At 74.3% G+C, this 25349-nt stretch carries 19 protein-coding genes; 5 read left to right on the top strand and 14 right to left on the bottom strand.

Translation table 11 applies throughout. From position 1 onward, the window contains the following. The first annotated feature begins 21 nt into the window (after positions 1-21). Entirely contained in the window at positions 22-2343 is a 2322-nt protein-coding gene (locus tag ACJOT3_RS05925) for a beta propeller repeat protein (RefSeq protein WP_406969623.1), read from the top strand. A gap of 56 nt (positions 2344-2399) precedes the next feature. Here the strand turns inward: ACJOT3_RS05925 and ACJOT3_RS05930 are convergent, their stop codons facing one another. From ACJOT3_RS05930 to ACJOT3_RS05940, 3 genes are read right to left on the bottom strand one after another with little or no spacing between them, the layout of a single operon-like run. Continuing rightward, a complete protein-coding gene (locus ACJOT3_RS05930) occupies positions 2400-3311 on the bottom strand; it encodes a carbohydrate ABC transporter permease (RefSeq protein ID WP_406969625.1) in 912 nt (303 codons plus the stop codon). Then, positions 3308-4318: an ABC transporter permease gene (locus ACJOT3_RS05935; protein ID WP_406969627.1), complete on the bottom strand. Its 1011-nt coding sequence runs from the start codon at positions 4316-4318 to the stop codon at positions 3308-3310. The genes ACJOT3_RS05930 and ACJOT3_RS05935 overlap by 4 nt, the downstream gene beginning before the upstream one ends. Next, positions 4311-5963 carry an extracellular solute-binding protein gene (locus ACJOT3_RS05940; protein WP_406969629.1) on the bottom strand — a complete coding sequence of 551 codons (1653 nt, stop codon included), beginning with the start codon at positions 5961-5963 and terminating at the stop codon, positions 4311-4313. Before ACJOT3_RS05940 ends, ACJOT3_RS05935 begins: the two co-directional genes overlap by 8 nt. Before the next feature lie 179 nt (positions 5964-6142). On the opposite strand from ACJOT3_RS05940, the gene ACJOT3_RS05945 reads away from it, so the two are divergent. Next, the gene (locus ACJOT3_RS05945; RefSeq protein WP_406969631.1) at positions 6143-8938 is read left to right on the top strand and encodes a glycoside hydrolase family 3 C-terminal domain-containing protein; all 2796 of its coding nucleotides are present in this window, start codon (positions 6143-6145) and stop codon (positions 8936-8938) included. An 84-nt stretch (positions 8939-9022) separates the two neighbouring features. Here the strand turns inward: ACJOT3_RS05945 and ACJOT3_RS05950 are convergent, their stop codons facing one another. From ACJOT3_RS05950 to ACJOT3_RS05970, 5 genes are all read right to left on the bottom strand, one after another. After that, the gene (locus ACJOT3_RS05950; RefSeq protein ID WP_406969633.1) at positions 9023-10210 is read right to left on the bottom strand and encodes a vWA domain-containing protein; all 1188 of its coding nucleotides are present in this window, start codon (positions 10208-10210) and stop codon (positions 9023-9025) included. A gap of 4 nt (positions 10211-10214) precedes the next feature. Next, positions 10215-11405 carry an AAA family ATPase gene (locus tag ACJOT3_RS05955; RefSeq protein WP_406969635.1) on the bottom strand — a complete coding sequence of 397 codons (1191 nt, stop codon included), beginning with the start codon at positions 11403-11405 and terminating at the stop codon, positions 10215-10217. 118 nt (positions 11406-11523) lie between these two features. After that, positions 11524-13227, bottom strand: coding sequence for a hypothetical protein (locus ACJOT3_RS05960; protein WP_406969637.1), 1704 nt, complete (start codon positions 13225-13227; stop codon positions 11524-11526). A 20-nt stretch (positions 13228-13247) separates the two neighbouring features. Further along, positions 13248-14669, bottom strand: coding sequence for an ankyrin repeat domain-containing protein (locus ACJOT3_RS05965; RefSeq protein ID WP_406969639.1), 1422 nt, complete (start codon positions 14667-14669; stop codon positions 13248-13250). Then, entirely contained in the window at positions 14666-16399 is a 1734-nt protein-coding gene (locus ACJOT3_RS05970; protein ID WP_406969641.1) for a hypothetical protein, read from the bottom strand. Before ACJOT3_RS05970 ends, ACJOT3_RS05965 begins: the two co-directional genes overlap by 4 nt. 161 nt (positions 16400-16560) lie before the next feature. Between ACJOT3_RS05970 and ACJOT3_RS05975 the strand changes: the two genes are divergently transcribed. Next, positions 16561-17100, top strand: coding sequence for a class IV adenylate cyclase (locus ACJOT3_RS05975; protein ID WP_406969643.1), 540 nt, complete (start codon positions 16561-16563; stop codon positions 17098-17100). A 16-nt stretch (positions 17101-17116) separates the two neighbouring features. On the opposite strand, the gene ACJOT3_RS05980 is transcribed toward ACJOT3_RS05975, so the two are convergent. Further along, on the bottom strand, positions 17117-18130 hold the full coding sequence (locus ACJOT3_RS05980; RefSeq protein WP_406969645.1) for an endonuclease/exonuclease/phosphatase family protein: 1014 nt from the start codon (positions 18128-18130) through the stop codon (positions 17117-17119). A gap of 87 nt (positions 18131-18217) precedes the next feature. Between ACJOT3_RS05980 and ACJOT3_RS05985 the strand changes: the two genes are divergently transcribed. Next, the gene (locus ACJOT3_RS05985) at positions 18218-18889 is read left to right on the top strand and encodes a response regulator transcription factor (RefSeq protein ID WP_406969647.1); all 672 of its coding nucleotides are present in this window, start codon (positions 18218-18220) and stop codon (positions 18887-18889) included. Positions 18890-18903: 14 nt separating this feature from the next. Continuing rightward, positions 18904-19986 carry a sensor histidine kinase gene (locus ACJOT3_RS05990; protein WP_406969649.1) on the top strand — a complete coding sequence of 361 codons (1083 nt, stop codon included), beginning with the start codon at positions 18904-18906 and terminating at the stop codon, positions 19984-19986. A 133-nt stretch (positions 19987-20119) separates the two neighbouring features. Here ACJOT3_RS05990 and ACJOT3_RS05995 read toward each other — a convergent pair whose 3' ends face one another. The 5 genes from ACJOT3_RS05995 to ACJOT3_RS06015 all read right to left on the bottom strand — a co-directional run bounded on the left by ACJOT3_RS05995 (position 20120) and on the right by ACJOT3_RS06015 (position 25254). Next, positions 20120-20758, bottom strand: coding sequence for an ankyrin repeat domain-containing protein (locus tag ACJOT3_RS05995; protein ID WP_406969651.1), 639 nt, complete (start codon positions 20756-20758; stop codon positions 20120-20122). 266 nt (positions 20759-21024) lie between these two features. Further along, positions 21025-21399, bottom strand: coding sequence for a helix-turn-helix domain-containing protein (locus ACJOT3_RS06000; protein WP_406969653.1), 375 nt, complete (start codon positions 21397-21399; stop codon positions 21025-21027). Next, positions 21396-21764 carry a type II toxin-antitoxin system RelE/ParE family toxin gene (locus ACJOT3_RS06005; protein ID WP_406969655.1) on the bottom strand — a complete coding sequence of 123 codons (369 nt, stop codon included), beginning with the start codon at positions 21762-21764 and terminating at the stop codon, positions 21396-21398. Before ACJOT3_RS06005 ends, ACJOT3_RS06000 begins: the two co-directional genes overlap by 4 nt. A gap of 164 nt (positions 21765-21928) precedes the next feature. Further along, complete coding sequence (locus ACJOT3_RS06010; RefSeq protein WP_406969657.1) at positions 21929-23620, bottom strand: ankyrin repeat domain-containing protein; 1692 nt, start codon at positions 23618-23620, stop codon at positions 21929-21931. Beyond that, complete coding sequence (locus ACJOT3_RS06015; RefSeq protein ID WP_406969659.1) at positions 23617-25254, bottom strand: ankyrin repeat domain-containing protein; 1638 nt, start codon at positions 25252-25254, stop codon at positions 23617-23619. Before ACJOT3_RS06015 ends, ACJOT3_RS06010 begins: the two co-directional genes overlap by 4 nt. Between the last annotated feature and the right edge of the window lie 95 nt (positions 25255-25349).

A 25349-nucleotide genomic window follows, 5' to 3' on the forward strand; every position in this document is an offset into this window, starting at 1 on the left:
CCCCGATTCACAGGAGCCCCCATGCCCGCCCGCCCCCCGAGGCCCCCCAGACCCCGGCACCGCAGACCCGCCGGACCCGCTGCCGCCCTCGCCGCCCTGGCCCTGGCCGTACCGCTCGCCGCGGTCGGCGCCGCCGCACCCGCCCCGGCCCTCGCACAGGCCGCCTACACCTGGGACAACGTCCGGATCGCCGGAGGCGGGTTCGTCCCCGGCATCGTCTTCAACGAGTCCGAGCCCGACCTCGTCTACGCCCGCACCGACATCGGCGGCGCCTACCGCCTGGACCCCGCCACCGAACGCTGGATCCCCCTCCTCGACTGGGTCGACTGGGACCGGTGGGGCTGGACCGGCGTCGTGTCCCTGGCCACCGACCCCGTCGACCCGGACCGCGTCTACGCGGCCGTGGGCACCTACACCAACGACTGGGACCCGAACAACGGCGCCATCCTGCGCTCCGACGACCGGGGCGAGACCTGGGACGCCACCGAGCTGCCCTTCAAGCTCGGCGGCAACATGCCCGGCCGCGGCCTGGGCGAGCGCCTGGCCGTGGACCCCAACGACAACTCCGTCGTCTACTTCGGCGCCCGCGGCGGCCACGGCCTGTGGCGCAGCACCGATTTCGGCGCGACCTGGTCCGAGGTCACCGCGTTCCCCAACCCCGGCGACTACGTGCAGGACCCCGACGACCCGTACGGCCTGCTGAACGACGTCATCGGCGTCACCTGGGTGGCCTTCGACCCCGACACCGGCTCCCCGGGCTCGCCCACCCGGGAGATCTACGCGGGCGTCGCCGACCTCGACGACCCCCTCTACCGCAGCACCGACGGCGGCGACACCTGGGAGCCCGTCCCCGGCGCGCCCACCGGCCACCTGCCCGCGCACGGCGTCCTGGACCACGAGAACGACCGCCTCTACCTGGCCACCACCAGCACCCCCGGCCCCTACGACGGCGACGCCGGCCAGGTGTGGCGGCTGGACACCGGCACCGGGACCTGGACCGATATCAGCCCGGTCCCGGTCGACAGCGAGGACTCCTACTTCGGCTACGGCGGGCTGACCGTCGACCGCCAGGACCCGGACACCCTCATGGTCGCCACCCAGATCTCCTGGTGGCCCGACATCCAGATCTTCCGCAGCACCGACGCCGGGCGGACCTGGACGCGCGCCTGGGACTGGGCCTCCTACCCCGAGCGCACCACCCGCTACGAGATGGACATCTCCACCGCGCCCTGGCTGGACTGGGGGAGCGCGGGCACCCCGCCCGAGACCCAGCCCAAGCTGGGCTGGATGACCCAGGCGATGGCCATCGACCCCTTCGACTCCGACCGGTTCCTGTACGGCACCGGCGCCACCGTGTACGGCTCCGACGAGCTGACCAGCTGGGACGCCGACACCTCCTTCACCATCGAGGTCAGGGCGCACGGCATCGAGGAGACGGCGGTCAACGACCTCACCAGCCCGGCCGGGAACGGGGCGCCGCTGCACTCGGCCCTGCTCGACCTGGGCGGGTTCACCCACGAGGACCTGGACACCGTCCCGGACCGGGTGTTCCAGCAGCCCTCCTGGGGGCACGGCACCTCCATCGACCACGCCGAGCTGGCGCCCGACACCCTCGTGCGGGTCGGCGGCGACGGGGAGGAGGCCGCCATCGGGATCACCACCAGCGGCGGCGGCTCCTGGTGGGCCGGGCAGGAACCCGGCGGGGTGACCGGCGGCGGTACCGTCGCCGTCAACGCCGACGGCTCCCGGATCGTCTGGAGCCCCGACGGCACCGGCGTCCACGTGTCCACCACCCTGGGGTCGTCCTGGAGCCCGTCCTCGGGCGTCCCGGCGGGCGCGCGGGTGGAGGCCGACCGGGTGGACCCGGACGTGTTCTACGCGGTCTCCGGAGGCGCGTTCTACACGAGCACCGACGGCGGCGCCACGTTCCGGCAACGCCACACCGGCCTGCCCGCCGAGGGGAACATCCGGTTCGGCGCGGTGCCCGGGCACTCCGGCGACGTGTGGGTCGCGGGCGGCACCGGCGACCACTACGGGATGTGGCGCACCACCGACGCCGGGACGACCTTCACGGCGGTCGCGGCGGTCGACGAGGGCGACGCGGTGGGCTTCGGCGCACCGGCCCCCGGCGCCGACTACCCGGCGGTCTACACCAGCTCGAAGATCGACGGCGTGCGCGGGATCTTCCGCTCCGACGACGCTGGGGCCACCTGGGTGCGCATCAACGACGACCGCCACCAGTGGGCCTGGACCGGCGCCGTCGTCACCGGCGACCCGGACGTCTACGGCCGCGTCTACATCGGCACCAACGGCCGCGGGATCGTCTACGGCGACCCCGCCTGACCGGCCCGGTCCCGGTCGGTCGGTGGGGGCCGACCGGGACCGAGCCTCGGAACCCCTCAGCCCTTGACGGCGCCGATGATGACGCCCTTGGTGAAGTGCTTCTGCACCAGCGGGTAGATCAGCGTCACCGGCACCAGCGCCACCACCACGATCGCCATCTGCACCGCCAGGTTGGGCGCCGAGGCGGTGCCCTGGACGGCGTCGCCGATCAGCGAGTTCGAGTTGAGCTGCTGGCCCCGCTGCACGTACTGGCGCAGGATCAGCTGCAACGGCCACTTGGCGTTGTCGTTGAGGTACAGGATCGCGTTGAAGAACGCGTTCCAGTACCCCACCGCGTAGAACAGCCCCACCACCGCCGTGACCCCCTTGGACATCGGCAGCACCAGGCGCAGCAGGATCGTCCACTCCCCGGCCCCGTCCATCCGGGCGCTGTCGGCGATCTCCCCGGGCAGGTTCATGAAGAACGCCCGCATCACCACCAGGTTGAACGCGTTCACCGCCGTCGGCAGGATCAGCGCCGCGTAGGAGTCGATCATCCCCAGGTCGCTGACCAGCAGGTACAGCGGGATCATCCCGGGGGCGAACAGGAACGTCAGCAGCACCGCGAACAGCAGCGGCCGGTGCAGCAGCGACCCCGGCCGGGACAGCCCGTAGGCCGCCAGCACCGTCGCGGCCAGGCTCACCAGGGTGCCGACGGCGGTCACCCCCAGGCTCACCAGCACGGCCCGGGTGACCACGCCCCCCGAGAACAGGTCGGCGTACGCCTGGAACGAGATCCCGCCGGGCACCACCACCAGCCCGCCCGCGGCGGTCACCGCGGAGGCGGGCGACAGGCTGGTGAGGACCACGACGTAGATCGGCAGCAGGATGACGACCGCCACGACCGCCAGGACGGTGTTCTTGGCGGCGCGGGCCGGCAGCGACGGCCGTTCCGCCCAGACCGGGCGGCTCTGGAACAGTGTGCTCATGACCGTCGGTACACCCCGTGTTCGCCCATCAGGTGGGCCAGCTTGTTGGCGGCCAGGATCAGTACCAGGCCGACGACGCCCTTGAGCAGGCCCGCCGCCGCGCCGGCGCTGAAGTTCCCGGTGACCAGGGTCTGGTGGTAGACGTACGTGTCCAGGACCTCCGAGACGCCCGAACCGAACGCGTCCCGTTGCAGGTAGAACTGCTCGAAGCCGACGCTGAGGATGTCGCCGAGCTTGAGGATGAGCAGCAGCACGATGACCGGCCGCAGCCCGGGCAGCGTGATGTGCCACATCCGCCGCCACCGGTTCGCCCCGTCCACGGCCGCCGACTCGTAGAGGTTCTGGTCGATGGCGGCCAGCGCCGCCAGGAAGATGATCGTGCCCCACCCGGCGTCCTTCCAGACCATCTGGGAGGTCACGACCAGCAGGAACGCGTCGGGGTTGGTCATCAGGTCCAGCGGCGCGTACCCGGCGCCGCGCAGGGACTGCGAGATGAGCCCGGCCCCGCCCAGGATCTGCTGGAACAGGGTCACCACCAGCACCCACGAGAAGAAGTGCGGCATGTACACGATGCTCTGGAGCACCAGCCGCACCCGGCGGGTGAGCACGCTGTCCAGCAGGATCGCCAGCGCGATCGGCACGGGGAAGAAGAACACCAGCTGGACGGCGGCGATGACCAGGGTGTTGCCCACCGCGTTCCAGAACCGCGGGTCGGTGAACAGCCGCTCGAACTGGTACAGGCCCACCCACGGGCTGCCGATGACCCCGTCCCACGGGTTGTACTGCTGGAACGCGATGATGTTCCCGAACGTGGGCACGTAGTGGAACACCGCGAGCAGCCCGATCGCGGGCAGCGTCATCAGCAGCAGTGACCGGTCGCGCAGCCACCGCGCCCGCAACGACGGCCCCCGCCCGGGCCGGGCCGCCCGCCGCCCCCGCCGCGGCGGTGCGGGCGGCTCGGGCCCCCGGTCCGGGGCGGGGGCGACCGCGGTGGACCGCTCAGTCACGGCCGTGCTCCTGGAGGACGCCGAGGTAGAACTCGCGCCCCTCGTCGCCGCCGTCGCGCCGCCAGTCCGCGACCACCTGGTCCAGCGCGCCCAGGTCCTCCCGGCCGCGGATGATGTCCTCGACCCTGTCGGTGAGCGGCGTCTCGGCCCCGGCGAAGCGTTCGGGCCGCTGGATGCGGATGCCCGCGAACGGGTCCTCCTCGGCGAACCGCGCCGCGTGGTTGTACCAGTCGGTCTTCCACCGCACGAAGTCCGGGTACTGGCTCTCGGTGATGGCGGGCGGGCGGCCGCTGATGAAGTAGTAGCCGTCGTTGACCTCGCCCGCGCCCAGGTCGGTGAGCGCCGGGGCGCCGTTGTCGTCGAGTTCGTGGTGGACGCCCTCGGCGCCGTACCGGTAGTCCATGTACTCGCGGGTGCCGAAGGGCGCGGCGCAGAAGTTCAGGATGCCCAGGACCTCCTCGATCCGCTCGGGCTCCAGGCCCCTGCGGACGAAGACCGACTGCGCGGAGGGGTCGCCGCGGTGCATGACGGGGTCGTTCCCGTCGGCGCCGAACACCGGCATCAGGTCCACGCGGAAGTCGGGGTCGTCCCCGAGCATCTGCCCGTACGACTCGTGCCAGGCGCCCAGGCCGTCCTGGTTGAAGAGGATACGGCCGGAGTTGAAGAGCTCCTTGGCGTTGTCGCCCTTGGCCACGATGTCGGGGTGGACGAGCCCGGCGTCGAAGATCCTGCGCATGAACTCGACGCTCGCCCGCCACTCGTCGGTCTCGAACATGTGGGTGAGCTCGCCGTTCGCGTACCGCCACTGCCGGGGCGCCCCGAAGATCTGCCGCATGCTGAGGTTGAAGTCCCCGAACGCCCACCGGTTGGCGTCGGGGTCGTTGACCTCCTCCCCGAGCGCGAACAGCTCGTCCGGGCCGGTGGGCGCCTCCAGCCCGTACTCCTCCAGCAGGTCGCGCCGGTACAGCACCCAGTTGCCGAACGGCTCGGAGGGCCAGGGGACGCCCTGGAGCCGCTCGTTGAAGACGTTCCAGCGCCAGGCGTCGCTGTCGAGGTTGGCGAGCAGCGGGTAGGCGGCCGCGGCGTCCCCGGCCAGGTGCGGGGTCAGGTCCTCGAACAGCTCGCCGACGGCCCGGTTGAACTGGGGGAGGAGGTTGATGACCCAGTCGGGGAACATCGTGATGTCGGCGACGTCGCGTCCGGCGATGATCGCGTTCATCTTGTCGATGACCGTGTTGCCGTCCTGGAAGTTGAACTCGACGGTGGCGCCCAGGCGCCCGTTGACGTGGTCGAAGAACGAGTTGTTCCCCAGCCCCGGCGGGAGCGGGCCCCACAGCGGGGTCATCGCCGTGTAGCTGCCGCCCCGGCCGGGCGGTTCGGCGACGGCCCGGATGAACTCGGTGGGGTAGGAGGTGAACCCGTGGGGGGCGCCGTGCAGCCCCTCGATGTCGGGGACCACGCCCTCGAAGGGGATGTGGGTGGGGATGAGCGCGTCGAGGGATCCGGCCTCGGCGGCGGACCCGCCGCCGGTCGGGGCGCCGGGGGAACACGAGGTCAGGGCGGCGGGGGCGAGGGCCGCCAGGGTTCCGGCGCCGGCGAGCCCGAGGAAACGGCGCCGACTGGTGAACGGGGGGTGGAGGGTCATAGCGGTCGTTCCTTCGTGCGGTCGGCCCCTCAGGGCCCGGGGGGTAGGAAACGAGCGGCCATTTTGCTATGAATTGTTCGGCCGTTGGAAAAAGCAAGTTAGTCCACTGTGATCTGCTGCACAAGGGCTCGGCGGCGAACGAAGTCGAAGCGTTTCGATTTCGATGGACATTGGCACCCATGAGAGACGGACGCCCCATGAGCAACCCGGTCCCCGACCCCGCGCACACCGACCCGTCCCGGTCGGACGCGGAACGCCTGACGGCCCTGGTCGCCGCGCTCACCACCGAGGAGCGGATCGGGCTGCTGCACCAGTACCAGGCGGCCGTCCCCCGGCTGGGCCTGGCCGCGTTCCGCACCGGCACCGAGGCCCTGCACGGCCTGGCCTGGCTGGGCACCGCCACCGTCTTCCCCCAGGCCCTGGGCCTGGCCGCCACCTGGGACCCGGAACTGGTGCGCCGGGTCGGGGAGGCGGTCGCCGACGAGGTCCTGGCCGCCCGCGACCGCGGCGCCGGGCGCAACGTGTGGGCGCCCGTGGTCAACCCGCTGCGGGACCCCCGCTGGGGCCGCAATGAAGAGGGCTGGTCGGAGGACCCCTGGCTCACCGGGCTGCTGGCCACCGCCTACGCCCGCGGACTGGCCGGGGACGGGCCGCGGCTGCGCACCGCGCCCACCCTCAAGCACTTCCTCGGCTACAACAACGAGACCGACCGGTGCACCACCTCCAGCGGGCTGCCGCCGCGGGTGCTGCACGAATACGAACTGCCCGCCCACCTGCCCGCCCTGCGCTCGGGCGCCGCCGTCGCGGTGATGCCCTCCTACAACCTGGTCAACGGCAGGCCCGCCCACCTGAGCCCGCTCATCGGGGAGGAGCTGCGCGCGGCCGCCCCCGACGAGCTGCTCGTGGTCAGCGACGCCATGGCCCCGGGCAACCTCTTCGACCTCCAGGGCTTCCACCCCGACGGCCCCACGGCCTACGCTCACGCGGTGCGGGCCGGGCTGGACTCCTTCACCCAGGACGACGACCGGCCCGAGGCCACCCTGGAGCACCTGCGGGAGGGGCTGCGGCGCGGGCTGCTCACCGACGCGGACCTGGAGCGGGCGGTCCGCCACGTGCTCTCGGTGCGGCTGCGGCTGGGCGAGTTCGACCCCGGGCCGCCGCCCGAGGGCTCCCTGGACACCCCCGCCCACCGGGCCCTGGCCCGGGAGGCGGCGACCCGCTCCCTGGTCCTGCTCCGCAACGAGGACGGGGTGCTGCCGCTGCGGGACGTGCGCCGGGTCGCGGTCCTGGGGCCGCTCGCCGACACCGTCCTGACGGACTGGTACAGCGGGACCCCGCCCTACACCGTCACCGCGCGGGAGGGCGTCGCCGAACGCGTCGAGGTCGTCCACCACGACGGCGCCGACCGGATCCGGCTCACCTCACTGGTGACGGCGGTCGTCGAACCCGAGGCAGAGAAGCCGCTGCGCCTGGGCTCGGGCGAGGGCGACACCTTCGCCCTGCTGGACTGGGGCGGCGGGGCGTTCACCCTGCGCTCGGAGCGCACCGGCCTGCACCTGGACGAGGCCCCCGACGGCGCCCTGGCCTGCACCGCGCCCGGGCCGGGCGGCTGGGAGGTGCGCCAGACCCTGCGCCTGGAGGAGATCACCGCCGCGGGCGGCCCCGAGGGGCCCTACCACCTGGTCCAGGTCCACACCGGGCGGCGGGTCGGCGTCCGCGCCGACGGGGTGCTGGCCCTGGTGGAGGAACCCGACGGCGGCTGCCCGTTCTGGATCGACCGGGTGTCCTCCGGGGCCCTGGAGGCCGCCCGCGCCGCGGCCACCGCCGACGTCGCCGTGGTGGTCGTCGGCGACCACCCCATGGTCAACGGGCGCGAGACCGAGGACCGCGCCGACCTGGAGCTGCCCGCCGCCCAGCGGCACCTGGTCCGCATGGTGCGCTCGGCCAACCCGGCCTCGGTGCTGGTGGTGAGCAGCGGCTGCCCCTTCGCGGTCACCTGGGCCGCCGAGAACGTCCCGGCCGTCCTGTGGTCGGCGCACGGCGGGCAGGAGTACGGGCGCGCCCTGGCCGACGTCCTGTTCGGCGACGCCGAACCGGCCGGGCGGCTCACCCAGACCTGGTACCGGTCCGGCGACGACCTGCCCGACCTCCTCGACTACGACGTCATCGGGTCGGGGGCCACCTACCTGTACTTCGAGGGCGAGCCGCTGTACCCGTTCGGCCACGGGCTGGGGTACGCCGAACCCGTCTACGGGGAGCCCGAGGCGGCCGTCGACGGCGGGCGGGTGACCGTGCGCGTGCCGGTGGCCAACCCGGGGGAGCGGCCGCTGGAGGAGGTGGTGCAGGTGTACACCCGCCAGCTCGCCTCCCGGGTGCGGGTCCCGGCGCGGGCGCTGCGCGGCTTCGCCCGGCTGCGGCTGGAACCGGGGGAGGAGGCGGTCGCCGAGGTCGTTTTCGACGTCGCCGACCTGGCCCGCTGGGACACCGTGCGCGAACGCCTCACCGTGGAGGAGGCCCCGCGCGAGGTCCTGGTGGGGCGCTCGGCCGCCGACATCCGGGGGACCGCGCCGCTGGACGTCCCGGGCGAGCCGCCCGCGGTCCGCCGCGGTACCTGGTCGGCCGCCGGTTACGAGGAGGCGGGCGGCACCGCCCTGTGCCCGCTCACCCCCGGACGCGGCGACGCGGTCCGCTCCGCGCGGCCGGGCGCCCGCCTGCTGTTCCGCGACGTGGACCTCACCGGCGCGACCGGCGTCCGGGTGCTCGCCAACGCCGACCGCGCCACCGCGCTCCGGGTGCACCTGGACGACCCGGACACCGATCCCGTGGCCGTGCTGCACGTCCCCGAGGGCGAGGGCCCCTACGACTTCACCGAGGCCGGGGCCGCCCTCGTGCCGGGCGCCTTCGGCGTCCACGACGTCCACCTGGTCTTCGAGGACCCCGGCCTCGCCGTCGCCACCTTGAGCATCGCAACGTAACAATGCGCATTGGTCGGCATGCCGCCGGTGCCCTCGGCCGCCACCCTCACCCGGGCGGGCCGACCGGGGGCACCGCCGTGACGCTCACGAGGTGACGTGGACGGACTCGATCCACGGGGGCGGCTCCGGCGGGGCGTCGCCGATGAGCGCCGCGACCACCCGGGCCGACGAGGGCTCCGACGGCCACGGCGTGTACCCGTCGGTGAGCACGATGACGACCTGCGGGCGCTGCGGGGCGCGCAGCGCCGCCTCGATGCCCACCCGCATGTCGGTGCCCCCGCCGCCCAGCAGTTCCACCTGGTCGGCGGAGGTCACCCGGCGGACCACGTGCACGTCGGCGTCGCAGGACAGCACCGCCACCCGCTCCTTGCCCACGCCCACCTCCTTGAGCACGCCGGAGATCTCGGCCACCGCCGCCGCCAGGTCGTCCGGGCCCATGGACCCGGAGGTGTCCACCACCACCGCCACCCGCGGCATCGGGCGGCGCAGGCTCGGCATGATCACCCCGCGCAGCGCCCCGCTGCGCCGGGACGGCCGCGAGTACGTGTAGTCCACCGCGCCCCCGGCCCAGGCCAGGGCCTCGCGCACCGCGCCCGCCAGCACCCGGCGCCAGTCCACGGTGGGCTGGAGGATCTCCTCCGCCCACCGCTTCCAGCCCGCCGGCAGGCTGCCCCGGCTGCGCTGGTGGGAGCGCATCGCCTCGGCGGTGGACCGGCGCAGCGCGCCCGCCTCCACATCGCCGACCCCGCCGGCGCCCCCGGGCTCCTCCCAGGGGCGTTCCGCGCCGTGCGCCCCCGACCCGCAGTCGTGGCCGCGGACCTCCTCGGGCAGCAGCCGCAGGTACGCCTCGAACAGCAGCCCGTCCGGCATCCCGAACCGCTCGGGGTTCATCGTCCCCTCGGGCAGCGCCAGCCCGTCGGCGAGGATGTCGTCGTTGATCTCGCAGTCCTGGGCGATGTTGACCCGCATGTGGTCGCGCTGCTCGGCGGCGGGCAGCCGGTCGCTGCGCCCGTGGTGGTCGCGCAGCAGGTGCGACACCTCGTGGACCCACACGCCCGCCAGCTCCGGGACGGGTGTGCGCTCCACGAACTCCGGCGACACGTAGCACCGCCACCGCCGGTCCACCCCCATCGTGGGCACCTGCCGGGTCTCCACGATGGTCAGCGAGTACAGCGCCGACGCCAGGTAGGGCCGGTCCTGGGCGGCCCGGTAGCGGGCCGCCAGCAGCTTGGTCCGGTCCAGCCGGACCGCTTCCTCCTCCGCGGTGTCCACCGGGTCAGTTCCCCGGCAGCGCGCCGGACAGCCGCAGCAGGTCCACGAACGCGTCGATGTCCTCGGGCACCGGCCACGCCGGGTCGCGCATCATCGCCAGGTCGGTGGCGGCGCGGGCGGCCACGTCGGGCACCCCCGCCTCCACGGCCTTGGCCAGCACCTGCCAGCCCGCCTCCCAGCGGCGCCGGGTCGGCTCGCTGCGCACCGCCGACACCACCGCGGTCAGGAACGCCAGCTGGCGGTCGCCCCGCTCCGGGAGCGCGAACGCGTCGGGGTCGGCGAGCACCCGGTTCGGGTCGGGCAGGTCCAGCTGCTCCATGTAGGAGAGCAGTTCCAGCCCCGCCCCGTCGCCGATGGCGCCGACCACCGCCTCCGAGGTCGCCTCCGGGGACGCGCCGGCGGCGCTCCCGGTGGCCAGCAGCCGCAGCACCATCTCCCAGGTGCGCGGCGAGGGCCAGGCTCCGCCCCGCCCCTCCGCGTCCTCGGGCAGGCTGTGCGCCAGCCCGGGCCGGGCGGTGAGGAAACCGGACACCACACCGCGCGCCTTGGCGATCGCCGTGGACACCCGGTCCGCGGCGACCAGCGGCATCGACGCCGCGGGCCACACCCCGGTCATGCCGCGGGCGACGGTGCGCGGGTCGTGGGTCCAGCGCAGGTGCACGAACCGGTTGGCCAGCGGCGGGGCCAGGTGCCAGCCGTCGGCGGCGCTGGAGGGCGGGTTGGCCGCGGCCACGATCCGCACCGCCGGGGGCAGCTCCAGGCTGCCGACCCGGCGTTCGAGGACCACCCGCAGCAGGGCGGCCTGCACGGCGGGCGGGGCTGAGGACAGCTCGTCGAAGAACAGCAGTCCGGTGCCCCGCGCGGCCAGCCGCACCGCCCACGCCGGGGGAGCCATGGGCACCCCGTCGCGGGCCGGGTCGTCGCCGACCACGGGCAGGCCGGAGAAGTCGGAGGGCTCGTGGACGCTGGCGATCACGGTCTCCAGCGGCAGCCCCAGCTCCAGGGCGAGGCGCTCCAGCCCGGCGGATTTGCCGATGCCGGGCTCGCCCCACAGCAGGACGGGCAGGTTGGCGGTGACCGCCAGGGCCAGTGCCTCCAGCTGCGGGTTCTCGGCGGGCTCGCTGCGCCGGTCGAGGAGCTGCCGGGTGAGGTCGTCGGCGGCCGCCAGCGGCGCCGGTGTGTCGGTGATGGTCACGTTCTCTTCCGATGGTCGTCGGGGGCTCGGAGTTCGCACCGCGGTTCCTCCCGCGCTCGTGCGTGAATCCTCCCAAAGGGGGGTGACGTAACGCGTCCCCGTTCCCGGGTGCCCTCGGTCACGGCCGGTCCGGTTCCTCCAGCTCCGCCAACAGCGCCTCCCGTTCGGCGGTGTCGTTCCCGGGCCGCAGGGACCGTTTCCCGTGGTGGCGCAGGACCCGGGCGAGGGTGTGCGGTCCGCCGGAGATGCCCCGCAGCCCGTCGGTGCGGGCCCCGGCGGAGATCAGCGCCCGCAGCAGCGGGACCGTGCCGTCGAACCTGGCCAGGTGGCACAGCGGGGCCTGGCGGTTGAGGTCCTCACCGTCGGGGTCGAGTCCGGCGGCGAGCAGCCGGGGGAGCAGGGCCTCGTGGTCCAGGTGGGCGAGGTGGTGCAGCAGGGTGCGGCCGTCGCCGTCGCGGACGTGCGGGTCGCCGCCCGCGTCCAGGTAGGCCAGGACGGCGCCGGTGTCGCCGTGCAGGATCCGCTCGAACAGCTCGACCCGGCGGGCGCGCAGCGCCCGGGGGAGCCACCCGTGCCCCGCGGTCCAGGTCTCGCGGGCGGCGAAGCAGCCGGTGGAGCGCCCGCCGAAGGCGCGCAGGGACCGTTCCCGGTCGTGCTCCTCCTCGGTGTGCGGGCCGGTCAGCCGACCGCCCCGGAAGGCGAGGGTGTGCCACTCGCCGCCGCAGCGCACGCGGACCGGTTCGACGGGTTCCCACGGGGGCGGGCCGACGGGGCCGTCGGCGGGCGGCCGCGCGGGGGCCAGGGCGTCCCGGACGGCCGGGTGCAGGTGGTCGGGGGACATGCCGAGGCGGAGCACGTCGACGTCCAACGGCCGCTCACCGGTCACCCCGGGCGGCTGGGGGCCGTTCCTGTCGTGCGCGACGAGACGGAGCCGCCCCCCTTCCGTCACGAGGTCCCCGAGATGGCGCAGCGAGAGCGCCCGGCGCGCGGCGGGCTCCACGGCCGCGAGGTGTCCGGCCTCCCGGGCCAGGAGCGCGACGGACAGTGGCGGCCAGGGCTGCCGGTGGCGGTTCTCCGCCGCGAAGAGGAGGTAGGGGGAGGGGTCGATGCCCGCCGCGGTGAACGCCTCCTCCACCCGCCCGGCCCCGTAGAGCGCGTCGATCCATTCGGTGCGGGCGGCGGGGTCGTCGTGCCCGGGGTCCTCGGCGGGGATCTCGTCCGCGGAGCGCGGGGTGCCGTCCGGGTTCAGGAAGGGTGCGCGTTCGGCGCCGCCGCCCCACCGCTCCCGGGTCTCGTGGACGTGCCGGGAGTCCCACAGGTACCGCGAGGCCGTCCACAACCGGCTGCTCTTCCAGAAGGTGGTGCGCTCGCCCACCTCCGTTCCCGGTTCGGGGACCCGGGACAGCCGCAGCAGGAGACGCTGGGGGTCCCGCCCCAGTGAACCCCGGAAGTGGACGGTGAGCCAGGGCCCCTCGGCCCCGCCCGGACGGGACAGGACCGGGAAGACCGTGTGGTGCAGATCGGTGTGCTCGAACACCTCCCGGCGCGGGTAGTGCCAGCGGACCAGGTCGGGGACCAGGTGGCGCAGGTCGTCCAGGAGCGCCCGGGCGAACTCCGCCCCGTACTCGCCGCGCACCCGGTCGGGGTCGAAGGCGAGGTCCATCCCGGCGGCGGCGCAGGCGCCGCGCCAGTCCCCGGCCAGGCGCCGCTCGGTGGCGCGCTCGATCATCGACCGCGGCACCGCGTAGCGGCGGATCCGCAGCAGCGCACCCCGGCGGTCCGGCGGGCACGCGGGCGTGTACGGCATCGGAGTGGTTCCCATGGTCCTTCCCCGGTGGTCTCTCACAGGTCGCGCAGCAGGGCCTCCCACGGCCCGGCGTCGGGGTACAGGCCCCACCCCGCGTGCCGGCGGACGATGGACGCCAGCGACTCGGGGGCGAACCTCCCCGTGCCGATGCCGTCGGTGCGCGCCCCGGCGGCGAGCAGGGCCCTGACCAGCACGAGGTCGCCGCTGAACCTGGCCGCCGAGTACAGCGGGGTGACCCCCGGCCCGGCCTCGGCGTCCACGTCGAGCCCGGCGGCCAGCAGCCGGGGGAGCAGGACCTCGTGGTCCAGGTGGGCGAGGTGGTGCAGCAGGGTCAGCCCCGCCCCGTCGCGGACGTGCGGGTCCCCGCCCGCCGCCAGGTAGCGCAGGACGGTGCCGGTGTCGCCGTTCCGGACGCGGGTGAAGAACTCCGTCCGGTGGTCGCGCAGCCGCCAGGGCAGCCCTTTCCCGCCGGTGCGCCAGACCTCGGCCGCCCGGAAGCACCCGCGGCCCGGCCCGCCGAGCGCGCGCAGGGTCGACTCCAGGGAGTACTCCCTGTCCGTGTGCGGCCCGGCCAGCCGCCCGTCGCGCAGGGCGACGAGGTGCCACTCGCCGCCGCAGCGCACCCGGACCGGGGCCGGGGGCTCCCAGGGCGGCGGCCCCACCGGTCCGTCGGCGGGCGGCGCGGCGGGGGCCAGCGCCTCCCTGACCAGGGGGTGCAGGTGGTCCAGGGGCAGGCCCGTCCGGACCGCGAAAAGATCGTCCGGCATCCGCCAGGGCTCTCGGCCCGTGTGCGGGTCGGGCTCCCCCCGGCGGAGCCGGAGGGAGTGCACCCACTCGATGCGGATGACGGGGTCACCGTCGGGGCCGGGGTCCTCGACGGGCTGCCGGTAGGAGTAGCGCTCGGAGCCGTCGGGGTTCAGGAGGGGGGCGCGCTCGGCGTTCCCGCCCCACCGCTCCCGGGTCTCGTGGACGTGCCGGGAGTCCCACAGGTGCCGCTTCTCCTCCCACCGCTCCACGTTCCGGGAGCGGTCGTGGCCGTAGGGGCCCGGGTACCCGGGGAGGGGGCCGTCGACGAGCTCCAGCACGAGGCGCGGCCCGGACGTGCCCATGGGCGCGGGGGAGTGGACCACCAGCCGGGAGCCGCGGCCGGGCCTGGACAGCACCACGGCGTCGGGGGTCAGCAGTTCCGGCCGGTCCCGGACCCGGGTCCGGGGGAAGTGCCAGTGGACCAGGTCGGGGACCAGGTGGCGCAGGTCGTCCAGGAGGGCGTCGGCGAACGCGGCGCCGTGCTCCCGGCGTGCCCGTTCCGGGTCGAGGCGGACGTCGATGTTCGCGGCGGCGCAGGCGCCGCGCCAGTCCCCGGCCAGGCGGCGCTCGGTGGCGCGTTCGATCATCTCCCGCGTCAGCGAGAAGCGGCGGTGCCACATCAGGCGCCCGGGGCGGTCGGTCCGGCTCATTCGACCAGCGCCGCCCACTCCGCCTGCTCCTCGGGGTCCTCCCCGGAGGCCTCGGACATCGGGGTGCGGTACTCGACGGCCTCCGCGAAGCTCTCCCCGTGCCGGCTCTCCCCGCCGATGTCCTCCGTCCGCGCACCCGCGGCCAGCAGTGCCCGGGCCAGGCCGGGCGGACCGCCCAGCCGGGTGGTCCGGAACAGCGGCGTCTGCTCCTCGGCGTCCCGCGCCTCCAGGTCCGCCCCGCCCGCCAGCAGCCGCGGCAGCAGCACCTCGTGGTCCAGCAGGTGCAGGTAGTGGAGCAGGTTCCGCCCGCCCCGGTCGCGGACGCGCGGGTCGCCGCCCGCGTCGAGGTAGGCCAGCAGCGCCTCCCCGTCGCCGTGCCTCACCCGCTCGAACAGGTCGTCGCGCAACCGCCGCAGTGCCCGCGGCAGCCGACCCTCGCCCGTGGCCCAGGCCTCGCGGACCCCGTAACAGCCGGTGCTCGTACCGCCCAGGGCGCGCAGCGCGGCCTCGCGGCTCTGCTCCTCCCCGGTGTGCTCGATGGCCAGCCGGCCGTCGACGTGGGAAACGGTGTGCCACTCACCCCGGCACCGCACCCGCACCGGTTCTGGCGCCAGGGGCGGCGGCGGGCCGACGGGCCCCGCGGCGGGACCGCGCCCGGGGGCCAGCGCGGCGCGCACCAGCGGGTGGAGCTCGTCGGGGGACAGGCCGTCGCGGACCACGTCCACGTCGATCGAGGGCAGGCGGCACACCTCGGGGAGCACCGGCAGACCGTCCTCCGGTTCCCAGTGGCTCCACGCCTCAAGCCGCAGCGACAAGGATCCTCCGGGGTCGCGCTCGACCACGAAGCGGCCGTCCGCGTCGTAGGGGAACCAGTACGCGTCCCCGAGCCCGGCCGCCGCCAGCCGCGCCACCTCGCCCGCCAGCCGCGACACGGCCAGGGGCGTGTAGGAGAGCGCCTCCACGGGGTCGACGGGCTCGCCCCACTCCCGTTCGACGGGGGCGGGGTCGAAGCCGATCCCGGCGGCCGCGAGGGCCTCGACCACCCGCCCGGCCCGGTGCAGGCCGTCGATCCACTCGGTGCGCGCGGCGGGATCGCCGGGGCCGGGGTCCTCGGCGGGGGACACGGCCCCGGGGCGCGGGGTGCCGTCCGGGTCCAGGAACGGGGCGCGCTCGGCGCTCCCGCCCCACCGCTCCCGTGCCTCACCCGTGCACCGGGAGTCCCACAGGTACCGGGAGGTCTCCCACACGTGCGGGACGTTCTCCCAGTGGTTCACCCGCATGGCGGACTCGCTGCGCTCCAGCACCAGCCCCGCCCAGGCGTGCTCGGCCACCGTCAGGACCAGCCGCCGGTGGCCGTAGGTGTGCCGGTCGGCCCGGTGCACCGTCAGCCACGGCCCCTCCTCCCCGCCGGGCCGGGACAGCAGCAGCCGCTGCCCGGGCAGCAGGCGGCCCTCGCCGTGCCAGAACCGGGGGAAGTGCCAGCGCACCAGGTCCGGGACCAGGTGCCGGAGGTCGTCCAGCAGCCGGTCGGTGAACTCCGCGCCGTACGCGCGCCGCAGCGCCCGCAGGTCCAGGTCGACCGCCGTGTCGGCGGCCGCGCAGGCGCCCAGCCAGTCGCCCACCGCCCGCCGCTCCGCGGCGCGTTCGATCATGCGGAGCGGGACGCCGTGGCGGCGGCCCTTGCGCAGCCCGGCGGCGCGCATCGGCCGATGCGCCTTCGAGGGGTTCACGCGGGGTTCTCCTTCGGACTGCGACCTTTTCCGGCACAGCCTTCCAGAACCCGCCGTACCGCCGCACACCGGACGGCCGGATCCGCGGAATCCCCGCACCCCGACCCCTCCGCCTCGGTAATCTCCCCAGGACGGTGACACCCCGACCGGAGAGGCCCGTGATGGCGCGGGAGATCGAGACGAAGTACCGGGTGCGCGACCTCGGGGCCCTGCTCGCTGCGCTCACGGCGGCAGGCGTCGCGCTCGGCGCCCCGGCCCGCCAGGACGACCAGGCCTACGCCCCGCGGGGCTGGGACCCCTCCCGGGGCAAGGCCGGGTTCACCTTCGCGCGCCTGCGCACCCAGGGCCGGACGCACACCGTCACGACCAAGACCCCGCTGGCGAACGCGATGGAGTGCGTCGAGCACGAGACGGCCGTCGCCGACCGGGAGGCCATGCACGGCGTGCTGACCGCGCTCGGCTACGTCCCGAGCGTGCGCATCGTCAAGACCCGCCGCACCGGGACCGCGGGGCCGGTCGGGGTGTGCGTCGACGAGATGGAGGGCGTCGGGGTGTTCCTGGAATTGGAGCTGGTGGTCGACGACGACCGCGACGGGCGGGCCGCCCAGGCCGGGCTCGACGCCTGGGCCCGCGGCCTGGGCGTGGACCTGGAGCGCACGACCGACACCTACGACACCCTGGCCCGCACGGCCTCCACCTGAGCCCGCCCGGCGTCCGTCAGCCGATCGCGGCGGCCACCGGGAGGTGGTCGCTGCCGGTGGCCGGCAGCACCCACGAACGCTCCACCTCCACGCCCCTGACCAGGACGTGGTCGATCCGCGCCACCGGGAACCCGGCCGGCCAGCTGAACCCGAAGCCCTCCCCGGCCGCCTCGTGGGCCGGGCTCAGGTGCGCGGTGAGACCGCCGAGGGCGCGGTCGTCCACGGTGCCGTTCAGGTCGCCGAGCAGCACCACCCGCTCGCCGGGCTCGGCGGCGACGGCCTCGGCGAGCGCCTGCGCGTTGCGGTCCCGGCCGCCCGTCCAGAAGCCGCTCGAAGGAAGCACCCGCACCGAACCCAGGTGGGCCACGTACACCGCCAGCGGCCCCTGGTCCGTGGCCACCGTGGTGCGCAGCGCCCGGTTGTAGTCAAGTTTGACTTCGTCGGGCTTGGCGTCCCCCAGCGGCCCGGCGTCCATCGCGATGTCGACCGGCCGGGTGTCGGACAGCGGCAGCCTGCTCCACACCCCGACCGTGCCCAGCACCGCGTGGTGGGGGTAGTCCCGCGCCAGCTCCCCCTCGTACACACCCCTGGCCTGCGCGGTCACCTCCTCCAGGGCCAGCACGTCCGCGCCGGAGGCGACCAGGGCGCGGGCGGTGCCGACCGGGTCGGGGTTGTCGGCGCCGACGTTGTGGCTCACCACGACGAGGTCGCCGCCCGCCCCGCCCCTGTCGCCCAGCAGCCCGCCGAAGAGGTTCAGCCACACCACGGCCGGCAGCAGCAGCGCCACCACCGCGGAGGCGGAACGGCGCCACAGCGCCCCGGCCAGCAGGAGCGGGACGCCCAGGCCGAGCCACGGCAGGAGGTTCTCCACCAGGCTGCCCAGGCCGCCGATCCGGTTGGGGATCCACGGGTGCAGCAACAGCACCAGGCCCAGCACACAGGCCGACACCGCCGGCACCGGGCCGCGCCTCCACGCGGCCGCCGTCCGTGCGGGTGCCGGGGTCCGTTCGGGTAACGGGGTTCGAGTCATACCGCCAGTGAAGACGGGGCGGTGTCGCCGGCGCGTATGGCGTTTTCGATACGCCGACGATACGCACCGGCTCCTAGCCTGGAGGGCATGCGTGTCTTGGTCGTCGAGGACGAGCCCTACATGGCGCAGGCCGTGGCGGACGGTCTGCGCCTGGCGGCGATCGCCGCCGACGTCGCGGGCGACGGCGACACCGCTCTGGAGCTGCTGGCCGTCAACACCTACGACATCGCCGTCCTGGACCGGGACGTCCCCGGGCCCTCCGGCGACGAGATCGCCCGGCACATCGTGGCCTCCGGCAGCGGGACGCCGATCCTGATGCTCACCGCCGCCGACCGCCTCGACGACAAGGCCTCGGGGTTCGGGCTCGGCGCCGACGACTACCTCACCAAGCCCTTCGACATGCGGGAACTCGTGCTCCGGCTCAGGGCGCTCGACCGCAGGCGCGCCCACAGCAGGCCGCCGGTGCGCGAGATCGCGGGGGTGCGCCTGGACCCGTTCCGCCGCGAGGTCCACCGCGACGGCCGCTACGTGGCGCTCACCCGCAAGCAGTTCGCGGTCCTGGAGGTCCTCGTCGCCGCCGACGGAGGCGTGGTCAGCGCCGAGGAACTCCTGGAGCGCGCGTGGGACGAGAACGCCGACCCGTTCACCAACGCGGTGCGCATCACCGTCTCGGCGCTGCGCAGACGCCTGGGCGAACCCTGGGTCATCGCCACCGTGCCCGGTGTCGGGTACCGCATCGACACCGGACCCGGGAAGTGAACAGGGAGGGGGCCGTGGACAGAGCGCCGGGGCCGAGCGTTCGCCTCAAGCTCACCCTCAGCTACGCCGGATTCCTCATGGTCGCGGGCGTCCTGCTGATCGCGGGCGTGTGGGTGTTCCTCGTCGACGACCTGCCGGACGTGACCAGCAGCCCCGACGGGATCCTGGTCTTCCGGTCCATCTTCCTGCGCACGTACCTCCCCGCGGCGGTCGGGACGCTGCTGTTCCTTCTGGTGTTCGGGCTGGTGGGGGGATGGTTCCTCGCCGGCCGGATGCTCGTGCCGCTGACCCGGATCACCGATGCCACGCGCCTGGCCTCGACCGGATCGCTCTCCCACCGGATCCGGCTCCCGGGGCGCCGGGACGAGTTCCGCGAACTCGCCGACGCCTTCGACGCCATGCTCGCGCGGATCGAGGCGCACGTCGACGAACAACGGAGGTTCGCGGCCAACGCCTCGCACGAGCTGCGCACCCCGCTGGCGATCTCCAAGGCGCTGCTCGACGTGGCGCGCACCGACCCGGACCACGACCCGGCCGAACTCGTCGACCGCCTCCACACCGTGAACACCCGGGCGATCGACCTCACCGAGGCGCTGCTCGTGCTGGGCCGCGCCGACCGGCGGGCCTTCACCCGCGAACCGGTCGACCTGTCCCTGGTGGCGGAGGAGACGGCCGAAACGCTCCTGCCCCTCGCGGAGGAACGCGGCGTCACCCTGGAGACCGAAGGCGACATCGCCACCGCCACCGGGTCCCCGGCGCTCCTGCAACTGCTGGCCGCGAACCTCGTCCAGAACGCGATCGTCCACAACCTGCCGCGGGACGGCACCGTCCGGGTCCACACCGGGGTTCGCCCCGGGACCGTGACGCTCACCGTCGAGAACAGCGGTGAGCGGCTCGCCCCGGAGCTGGTCGCGACCCTCACCGAGCCCTTCCAGCGGGGTACCGGGCGCGTCCACACCGACCACGCCGGGGTCGGCCTGGGCCTGGCCATCGTCGCGAGCATCACCCGGGCCCACGACGGGACCCTCACCCTCACCCCGCTCCCCGCCGGCGGTCTCCGCGCGGTCGTGGAACTCCCCGCCGCGCCCGGCCGCTAGGCGCACACCGTGCCCCACCGCCGCCACCCGGCCGGTGGTGCGGGAGGTGAGGAAGGGAGTGTCCGAGAGCGGATGGGGAGGAAGTGCCGACCGGGCGAAACCCGGCCCCCGCAGACCCCCTGACCACCCCGGCTCAGGCCCAGGGGTCGTCGTCCCAATCCGGCCAGGACACCGCACCATCCGTCGCTTCGGCTCCTGTGCCCAGGAGCGCCTCCCTCAGCGCGGGGGAGGCACTCCTCCTGCCGATGTGGTCCAGCACGTTCCGCCCCTGGAGGTCCTCCGCGTTCAGGTCGGCCCCGGCGGCGAGCAGGCGCGGCAGCAGAATCTCCTGGTCCAGTAGGGCGAGGAAGTGCACCAGGGTCTGGCCGCCCGCGTTCCGGACACGGGGGTCGCCGCCCCCGTCCAGGTAGCGCAGGACCGCGTCGGTGTCGCCGTGTTTGACGTGCTCGAACAGGTCGTCCCGGCGCCGCCGCAGTTCCCGCGGCAGCCGGTCGCCGCCGGTGGTCCAGGCCTCCCGGACCGCGAAGCAACCGCTGCTGCTCCCGCCGAGCGCCCGCAGCGATTCCTCGCGGGTCTGCTCCGCCTCCCCGTGCGGGATCCCCAGCCCGCCGGAGGTGGGCGCGACCTCGTGCCATTCCCCCTGGCAGCGCACCCGCACCGGGCTCCGGTCCAGGAACGCTGGCTCCGGCGGCGCACCGGGCACATGCTCCGGGGCGATCGCCTCCCGGACCAGCGGGTGGAGCTCGTCGGGGGACATGCCGTCGCGCAGCACGTCGATGTCCGGCGGCCGCGCAGGCCCCGCGCCAGTCCCCGGCGAGCCGCCGCGCCGTGGCGCGTTCGATCGCGGCGTGCGAGACCCCGTACCGGCGCCCCTTGCGCAGCCCCGCCGCCCGCCACGGCCCGTGCGACGCCGACGGGTGCCGGTGTGCGGAAGCGGTCTTCACGGCCACCTCCTAGAAGGGCGGATCATCACTGAATCCCGAGGAACCGAGCAGCCATGCCCGAACCCTCTCCGCCCCAGCTGTGAACGTTCCGATGTCAGGCCGCGCTGTGCTCTCCCTTGTCCGGGGAGGAACCACTCGGAAGATCGAGGGTGACGGTCATCGGCCCCTGGACGACCTGCAACCGTAGAGCACCACCGATCGCACTGATGTAGGAACGCAGGAGTTCCAGACTGTCGATCTGCCCGTGTTCGATCTGGGAGATACGTGCCTGGCTGACCCCCATGGTCCCGGCGACCTGTGTCTGGGTCAGGCCACTCTCCTTGCGCAGGGCCGCCAGGGCATATCCCTGCCGTTCCGCCTCGATGCGTGCGGTATCGGCGGCAGCGACCGCGTCGGCCTCGGGGGAGAGGAGCCAGGGGTTGAGCTGTTCGGCCTCCGCCTGGATCTCAAGCCAGTTGCGAGCCTTCATGCTTGGCCGTCCTTCCCGTGCTGAAGGTAATCCAGGTAACGCTCTTCCGCGATGGGGATGTTCTTGCGGTACCAGTCGTTCCACTGGCCGGATTTGTCACCCGCGACCAGAATCACGGCGCGCCGCCTCGGGTCGAACACGAAGAGCATGCGGATCTCCGTCCGTCCAGAGGATCCTGGGCGTAGTTCTTTGAGGTTGTGTATTCGACTGCCCTTGATCTTGTCGACCAAGGGGCGTCCTTCCAGCGGTCCGGTTCTGCTCAGGTGGTGCAGGGCGTTCGACACGAGTCTTGCTGTGACCGGATCCTCCACCGCGAGTTCGAGGTACCACTCCTCGACGGGTTCCAGCATCAGGATGTCCCACATACAGGACAACATAAGAGTGTCCTTATGTCCAGCGCAGGTGAACGTGGCAACCGGTCCGGTCGAACAGGGCGGTGCCCGACCCGTCCAGGGTGATCAACCGTGGCTCCCGGGGCATCCGACGCCGACGGGTGCCGGTGTGCGGAAGCGGTCTTCACGGCCACCTCCTAGAAGGGCGGATCATCACTGAATCCCGAGGAACCGAGCAGCCATGCCCGAACCCTCTCCGGGCCTTTCTCCACCGCGCCGGCGGCCACGAGTGTTCTCCGCACAACGGTGTCCTCTCGGAGACCGCCGAGGACATCGAGAGGTGTACGGCCGTCGCGGTCCTCGGCGTTCACATCCGCCCCCGCCTCCAGCAGGCGCGGCAGCAGTACCTCATGGTCCAGCAAGGCGAGGTGGTGCAGCAGCGCCCGGCCCTTCCCGTCACGGATGTCGGGGTCGCCTCCCCCGTCGAGGTAGCGGAGCACCGCTTGAGTGTTCTTGTGATGCACCCACCTGAACAGGTCGTCGCGCCGCCGTCGCAGTTCCCGGGGCAGCCGCCCACCGCCGGTCCTCCAGGCCTCCAGGACGGCGAAACAGCCGGTGCTGCTCCCACCGAGCACCCGCAGGGACGCCTCGCGGGCCGTCTCCTCGTCGTCGTGGGGGATCTCCGGTCCGCCGGACCCGGGGGTGACCTTGTGCCATTCCCCCTGACAGCGCACCCGTACCGGGGCCCGGTCCAGGAACGCGGGCTCCGGCGGCGCACCGGGCACATGCTCCGGGGCGATCGCCTCCCGGACCAGCGGGTGGAGCTCGTCGGGGGACATCCCGTCGCGCAGCACGTCGATGTCCGGCGGCCGTACCCAGCACACCTCGGGCAACGCCGGTATCCCCGACGCCGTGTCGAGGTCGAACCCGGCGAACTCCACCCGCACGGTGCCCGCGTCCAGGGTGAGGAGGATCGTGGTGTGTTCGTTGTAGGGGATCTGGAAGCGGTCGCCGAACCCGGCCTCCGCCAACCGCCGGAGTTCACCGGGGATGCGCCCGGGGGAGAAGGGCAGCCGCGCTGCGGCCTCCACCGACACCGGTCCGGGGTCGAACTCGATCCCGGCGGCGGCGAACGCATCGGTCACCCGCCCGGTCTGGTGCAGGCCGTCGATCCATTCGGCTTGGGCGACCGGGTCACCCGGCCCGGGGTCCTCGACGGGCAGTTCGTCCAGGGTGCGCGGGGTACCGTCCGGGTTCAGGAACGGAACGCGGCGGGCGTCGCCGCCCCAACGTTCCCGCGTCCCGCTCACGTACCGGGAGTCCCACAGGTGCCGGGAGGTCTCCCAGACATGGGGGAGCCCCACCCAGTGCGCGGTGAACGATGAGATGTTCCAGCGGCCCAGGGCCGGCTGGCCCCGCTCCGGGAGACCAGGCTCGTACTCGGGTGCGGGATCCACCCGCCCCACCGTGAGGACGGGTCCGCGGATCCAGGGGTGGTAGCGGGGTTCCACCCGCAGGGTCAGCCACGGTCCGTCGGGTCCGCCGGGCCGGGACAGCAGGGCCCCTTGCCCGGGCAGGATGAGCCCCAGTCCCTTCCAGGACCGGGGCATGTGCAGCCGGGCCAGGTCGGGGACCAGGTGGTGCAGGTCGTCCAGCAACCCCGCCACGAACTCGGCGCCGTGCTCGCCGCGCAGCGCCTCCGGGTCGAGGTCGACGTCCACCCCGGCGGCCGCGCAGGCCCCGCGCCAGTCCCCGGCGAGCCGCCGCGCCGTGGCGCGTTCGATCGCGGCGTGCGAGACCCCGTACCTGCGCCCCTTGCGCAGCCCCGCCGCCCGCCACGGCCCGTGCGACGCCGACGGGTGGCGGCGTGCGCCGCCGGCGTCGTTCACACGTCCTCCAGCAGGCTCTCCCAGGCCTGTTCGGGAAGGCTCGCCTCGGAGTCCTCGTACGTGCGCCGCCCGATGGTCTCGTCCAGGTCCGGGTACTCCTCGGTCCCGATCCGCTCGGCCCGTGCCCCCGCCCGCAGCAGGGCGCGCGCGAGCTCGATCGTCCCGCTGCCCGCGACCGCCCGGAACAGCGGCGTGCACCCCTGGAGGTCCTCGGCGTCCACGTTCGCGCCCGCCTTGAGCAGCAGCGGCAGCACCACCGTGTGGTCGATCCGGGCGAGGTGGTGCAGCAGCGTCCGCCCGTGGCGGTCGCGCAGGTCCGGGTCGCCGCCCGCCTCCAGATACCGCAGGGCCGCGTCGGTGTCGCCGTGCCGCACCCGCTCGAACAGGTCGTCGCGGCGCATCCGCAGCGCCCGGGGCAGGCGGCCCCGCCCGGTGTTCCACGCGTCGAGGGCGGCGAAGCAGCCGCTGCTCTCCCCGCCCAGCGCCCGCATGGCGCTTTCGCGCTCCCGCTCCTCGGCGGTGTGCGCGATGTCCAGGCCGGTCGGGGTGGGGGTCACCGTGTGCCAGGCGCCGTCGCGGCAGCGCACCCGGGCCGGGCCCGGGACCGCGGGAGCGGCGGCCGGGGCCGCCGCGTCCACCGCCGCCCGCGCCGGGGCGATCGCCTCCCGCACCAGCGGGTGCAGCTCGTCCGGGGACACCCCGTACCGCACCAGGTCGATGTCGGGCGGCCGCACCCAGCACACTTCGGGCAGCACCGGCCGGTCGGTCATGTCCCAGGGCTGGTACTCCTCGAACCGCAGCCCCACCGCACCCTCCGCCTCGGCGGTGACCAGCACCGACTCGTGGATGCTGTACGGAATGCGGTACTCCTCGCCGAACCCGGCCGCGACCAGCCGCCGCACCTCCCCGGCGAGCCGCGACAGCGCCAGGGGGAGCGTTTCGACGGCGTCGACCGGGTCGGTCGGGTGCGCCCATTCGATCTCGGCCTCGTCGGGGTTCAGCGCCACCCCGGCGGCGGCGCAGGCCTCGACGGTCCGCCCCTCCCGGAGCATCGCCTCCAGCCATTCGGTGCGCAGCGCGGGGTCGCCGCCGGGGCCCGGGTCGGTGACCGGGGTTGCGGACAGGGTGCCGTCGGGGTTCAGGAACGCGGCGCGCTCGGCGCTCCCGCCCCACCGTTCCCGCGCCTCATCTGTGCGCCGGGCGTCCCACAGGTGCCGGGAGGTCTCCCAGATGTGGGCGACCCCGTTCCAGTGCGTGTGGTGGGGCACCCGGTTGGACAGCGGCGTGTGGTCGGCCAGGGGGACCCGGTCCACCTTCAGCACCAGCCGCTGGTCGCCGTGCACCTTCCAGCTCCGCGGCCGCAGCGTCAGCCACGGCCCCTCCGGCCCGCCGGGCCGGGACAGCAGGGCGGTCTGCCCGGGGACGAGGGCGCCGGACCCGTTCCAGAACCGGGGCAGGTGCAGCCGCGCCAGGTCGGGGACCAGGTGGTGCAGGTCGTCCAGCAACGCCACCGCGAACTCGGCGCCGTGCTCGCCGCGCAGCGCCTCCGGGTCGAGGTCGACGTCCACCCCGGCGGCCGCGCACGCGCCGCGCCAGTCCCCGGCGAGCCGCCGCTCCGCGGCGCGTTCGACCATGGCGCGCGGCACACCGTACCGGCGGCCCTTGCGCAGCCCGGCCTCCCGCCGCCGCGAATGCGAAGCCGAGACGGGCCGCCCCGGACCGCCGACCG

Origin of the sequence: Nocardiopsis protaetiae (assembly GCF_045446735.1) — a bacterium.
GTDB classification, from domain to species: domain Bacteria; phylum Actinomycetota; class Actinomycetes; order Streptosporangiales; family Streptosporangiaceae; genus Nocardiopsis; species Nocardiopsis protaetiae.

Coding starts and splice junctions, on each gene's coding strand:
- ACJOT3_RS05925 (WP_406969623.1), top strand. CDS start 22: ATGCCCGCCCGCCCCCCGAGGCCCCCCAGACCCCGGCACCGCAGACCC.
- ACJOT3_RS05930 (WP_406969625.1), bottom strand. CDS start 3,311: ATGAGCACACTGTTCCAGAGCCGCCCGGTCTGGGCGGAACGGCCGTCG.
- ACJOT3_RS05940 (WP_406969629.1), bottom strand. CDS start 5,963: ATGACCCTCCACCCCCCGTTCACCAGTCGGCGCCGTTTCCTCGGGCTC.
- ACJOT3_RS05945 (WP_406969631.1), top strand. CDS start 6,143: ATGAGAGACGGACGCCCCATGAGCAACCCGGTCCCCGACCCCGCGCAC.
- ACJOT3_RS05960 (WP_406969637.1), bottom strand. CDS start 13,227: ATGGGAACCACTCCGATGCCGTACACGCCCGCGTGCCCGCCGGACCGC.
- ACJOT3_RS05965 (WP_406969639.1), bottom strand. CDS start 14,669: ATGAGCCGGACCGACCGCCCCGGGCGCCTGATGTGGCACCGCCGCTTC.
- ACJOT3_RS05975 (WP_406969643.1), top strand. CDS start 16,561: ATGGCGCGGGAGATCGAGACGAAGTACCGGGTGCGCGACCTCGGGGCC.
- ACJOT3_RS05980 (WP_406969645.1), bottom strand. CDS start 18,130: ATGACTCGAACCCCGTTACCCGAACGGACCCCGGCACCCGCACGGACG.
- ACJOT3_RS05985 (WP_406969647.1), top strand. CDS start 18,218: ATGCGTGTCTTGGTCGTCGAGGACGAGCCCTACATGGCGCAGGCCGTG.
- ACJOT3_RS06000 (WP_406969653.1), bottom strand. CDS start 21,399: ATGAAGGCTCGCAACTGGCTTGAGATCCAGGCGGAGGCCGAACAGCTC.
- ACJOT3_RS06005 (WP_406969655.1), bottom strand. CDS start 21,764: ATGTGGGACATCCTGATGCTGGAACCCGTCGAGGAGTGGTACCTCGAA.
- ACJOT3_RS06015 (WP_406969659.1), bottom strand. CDS start 25,254: ATGGTCGAACGCGCCGCGGAGCGGCGGCTCGCCGGGGACTGGCGCGGC.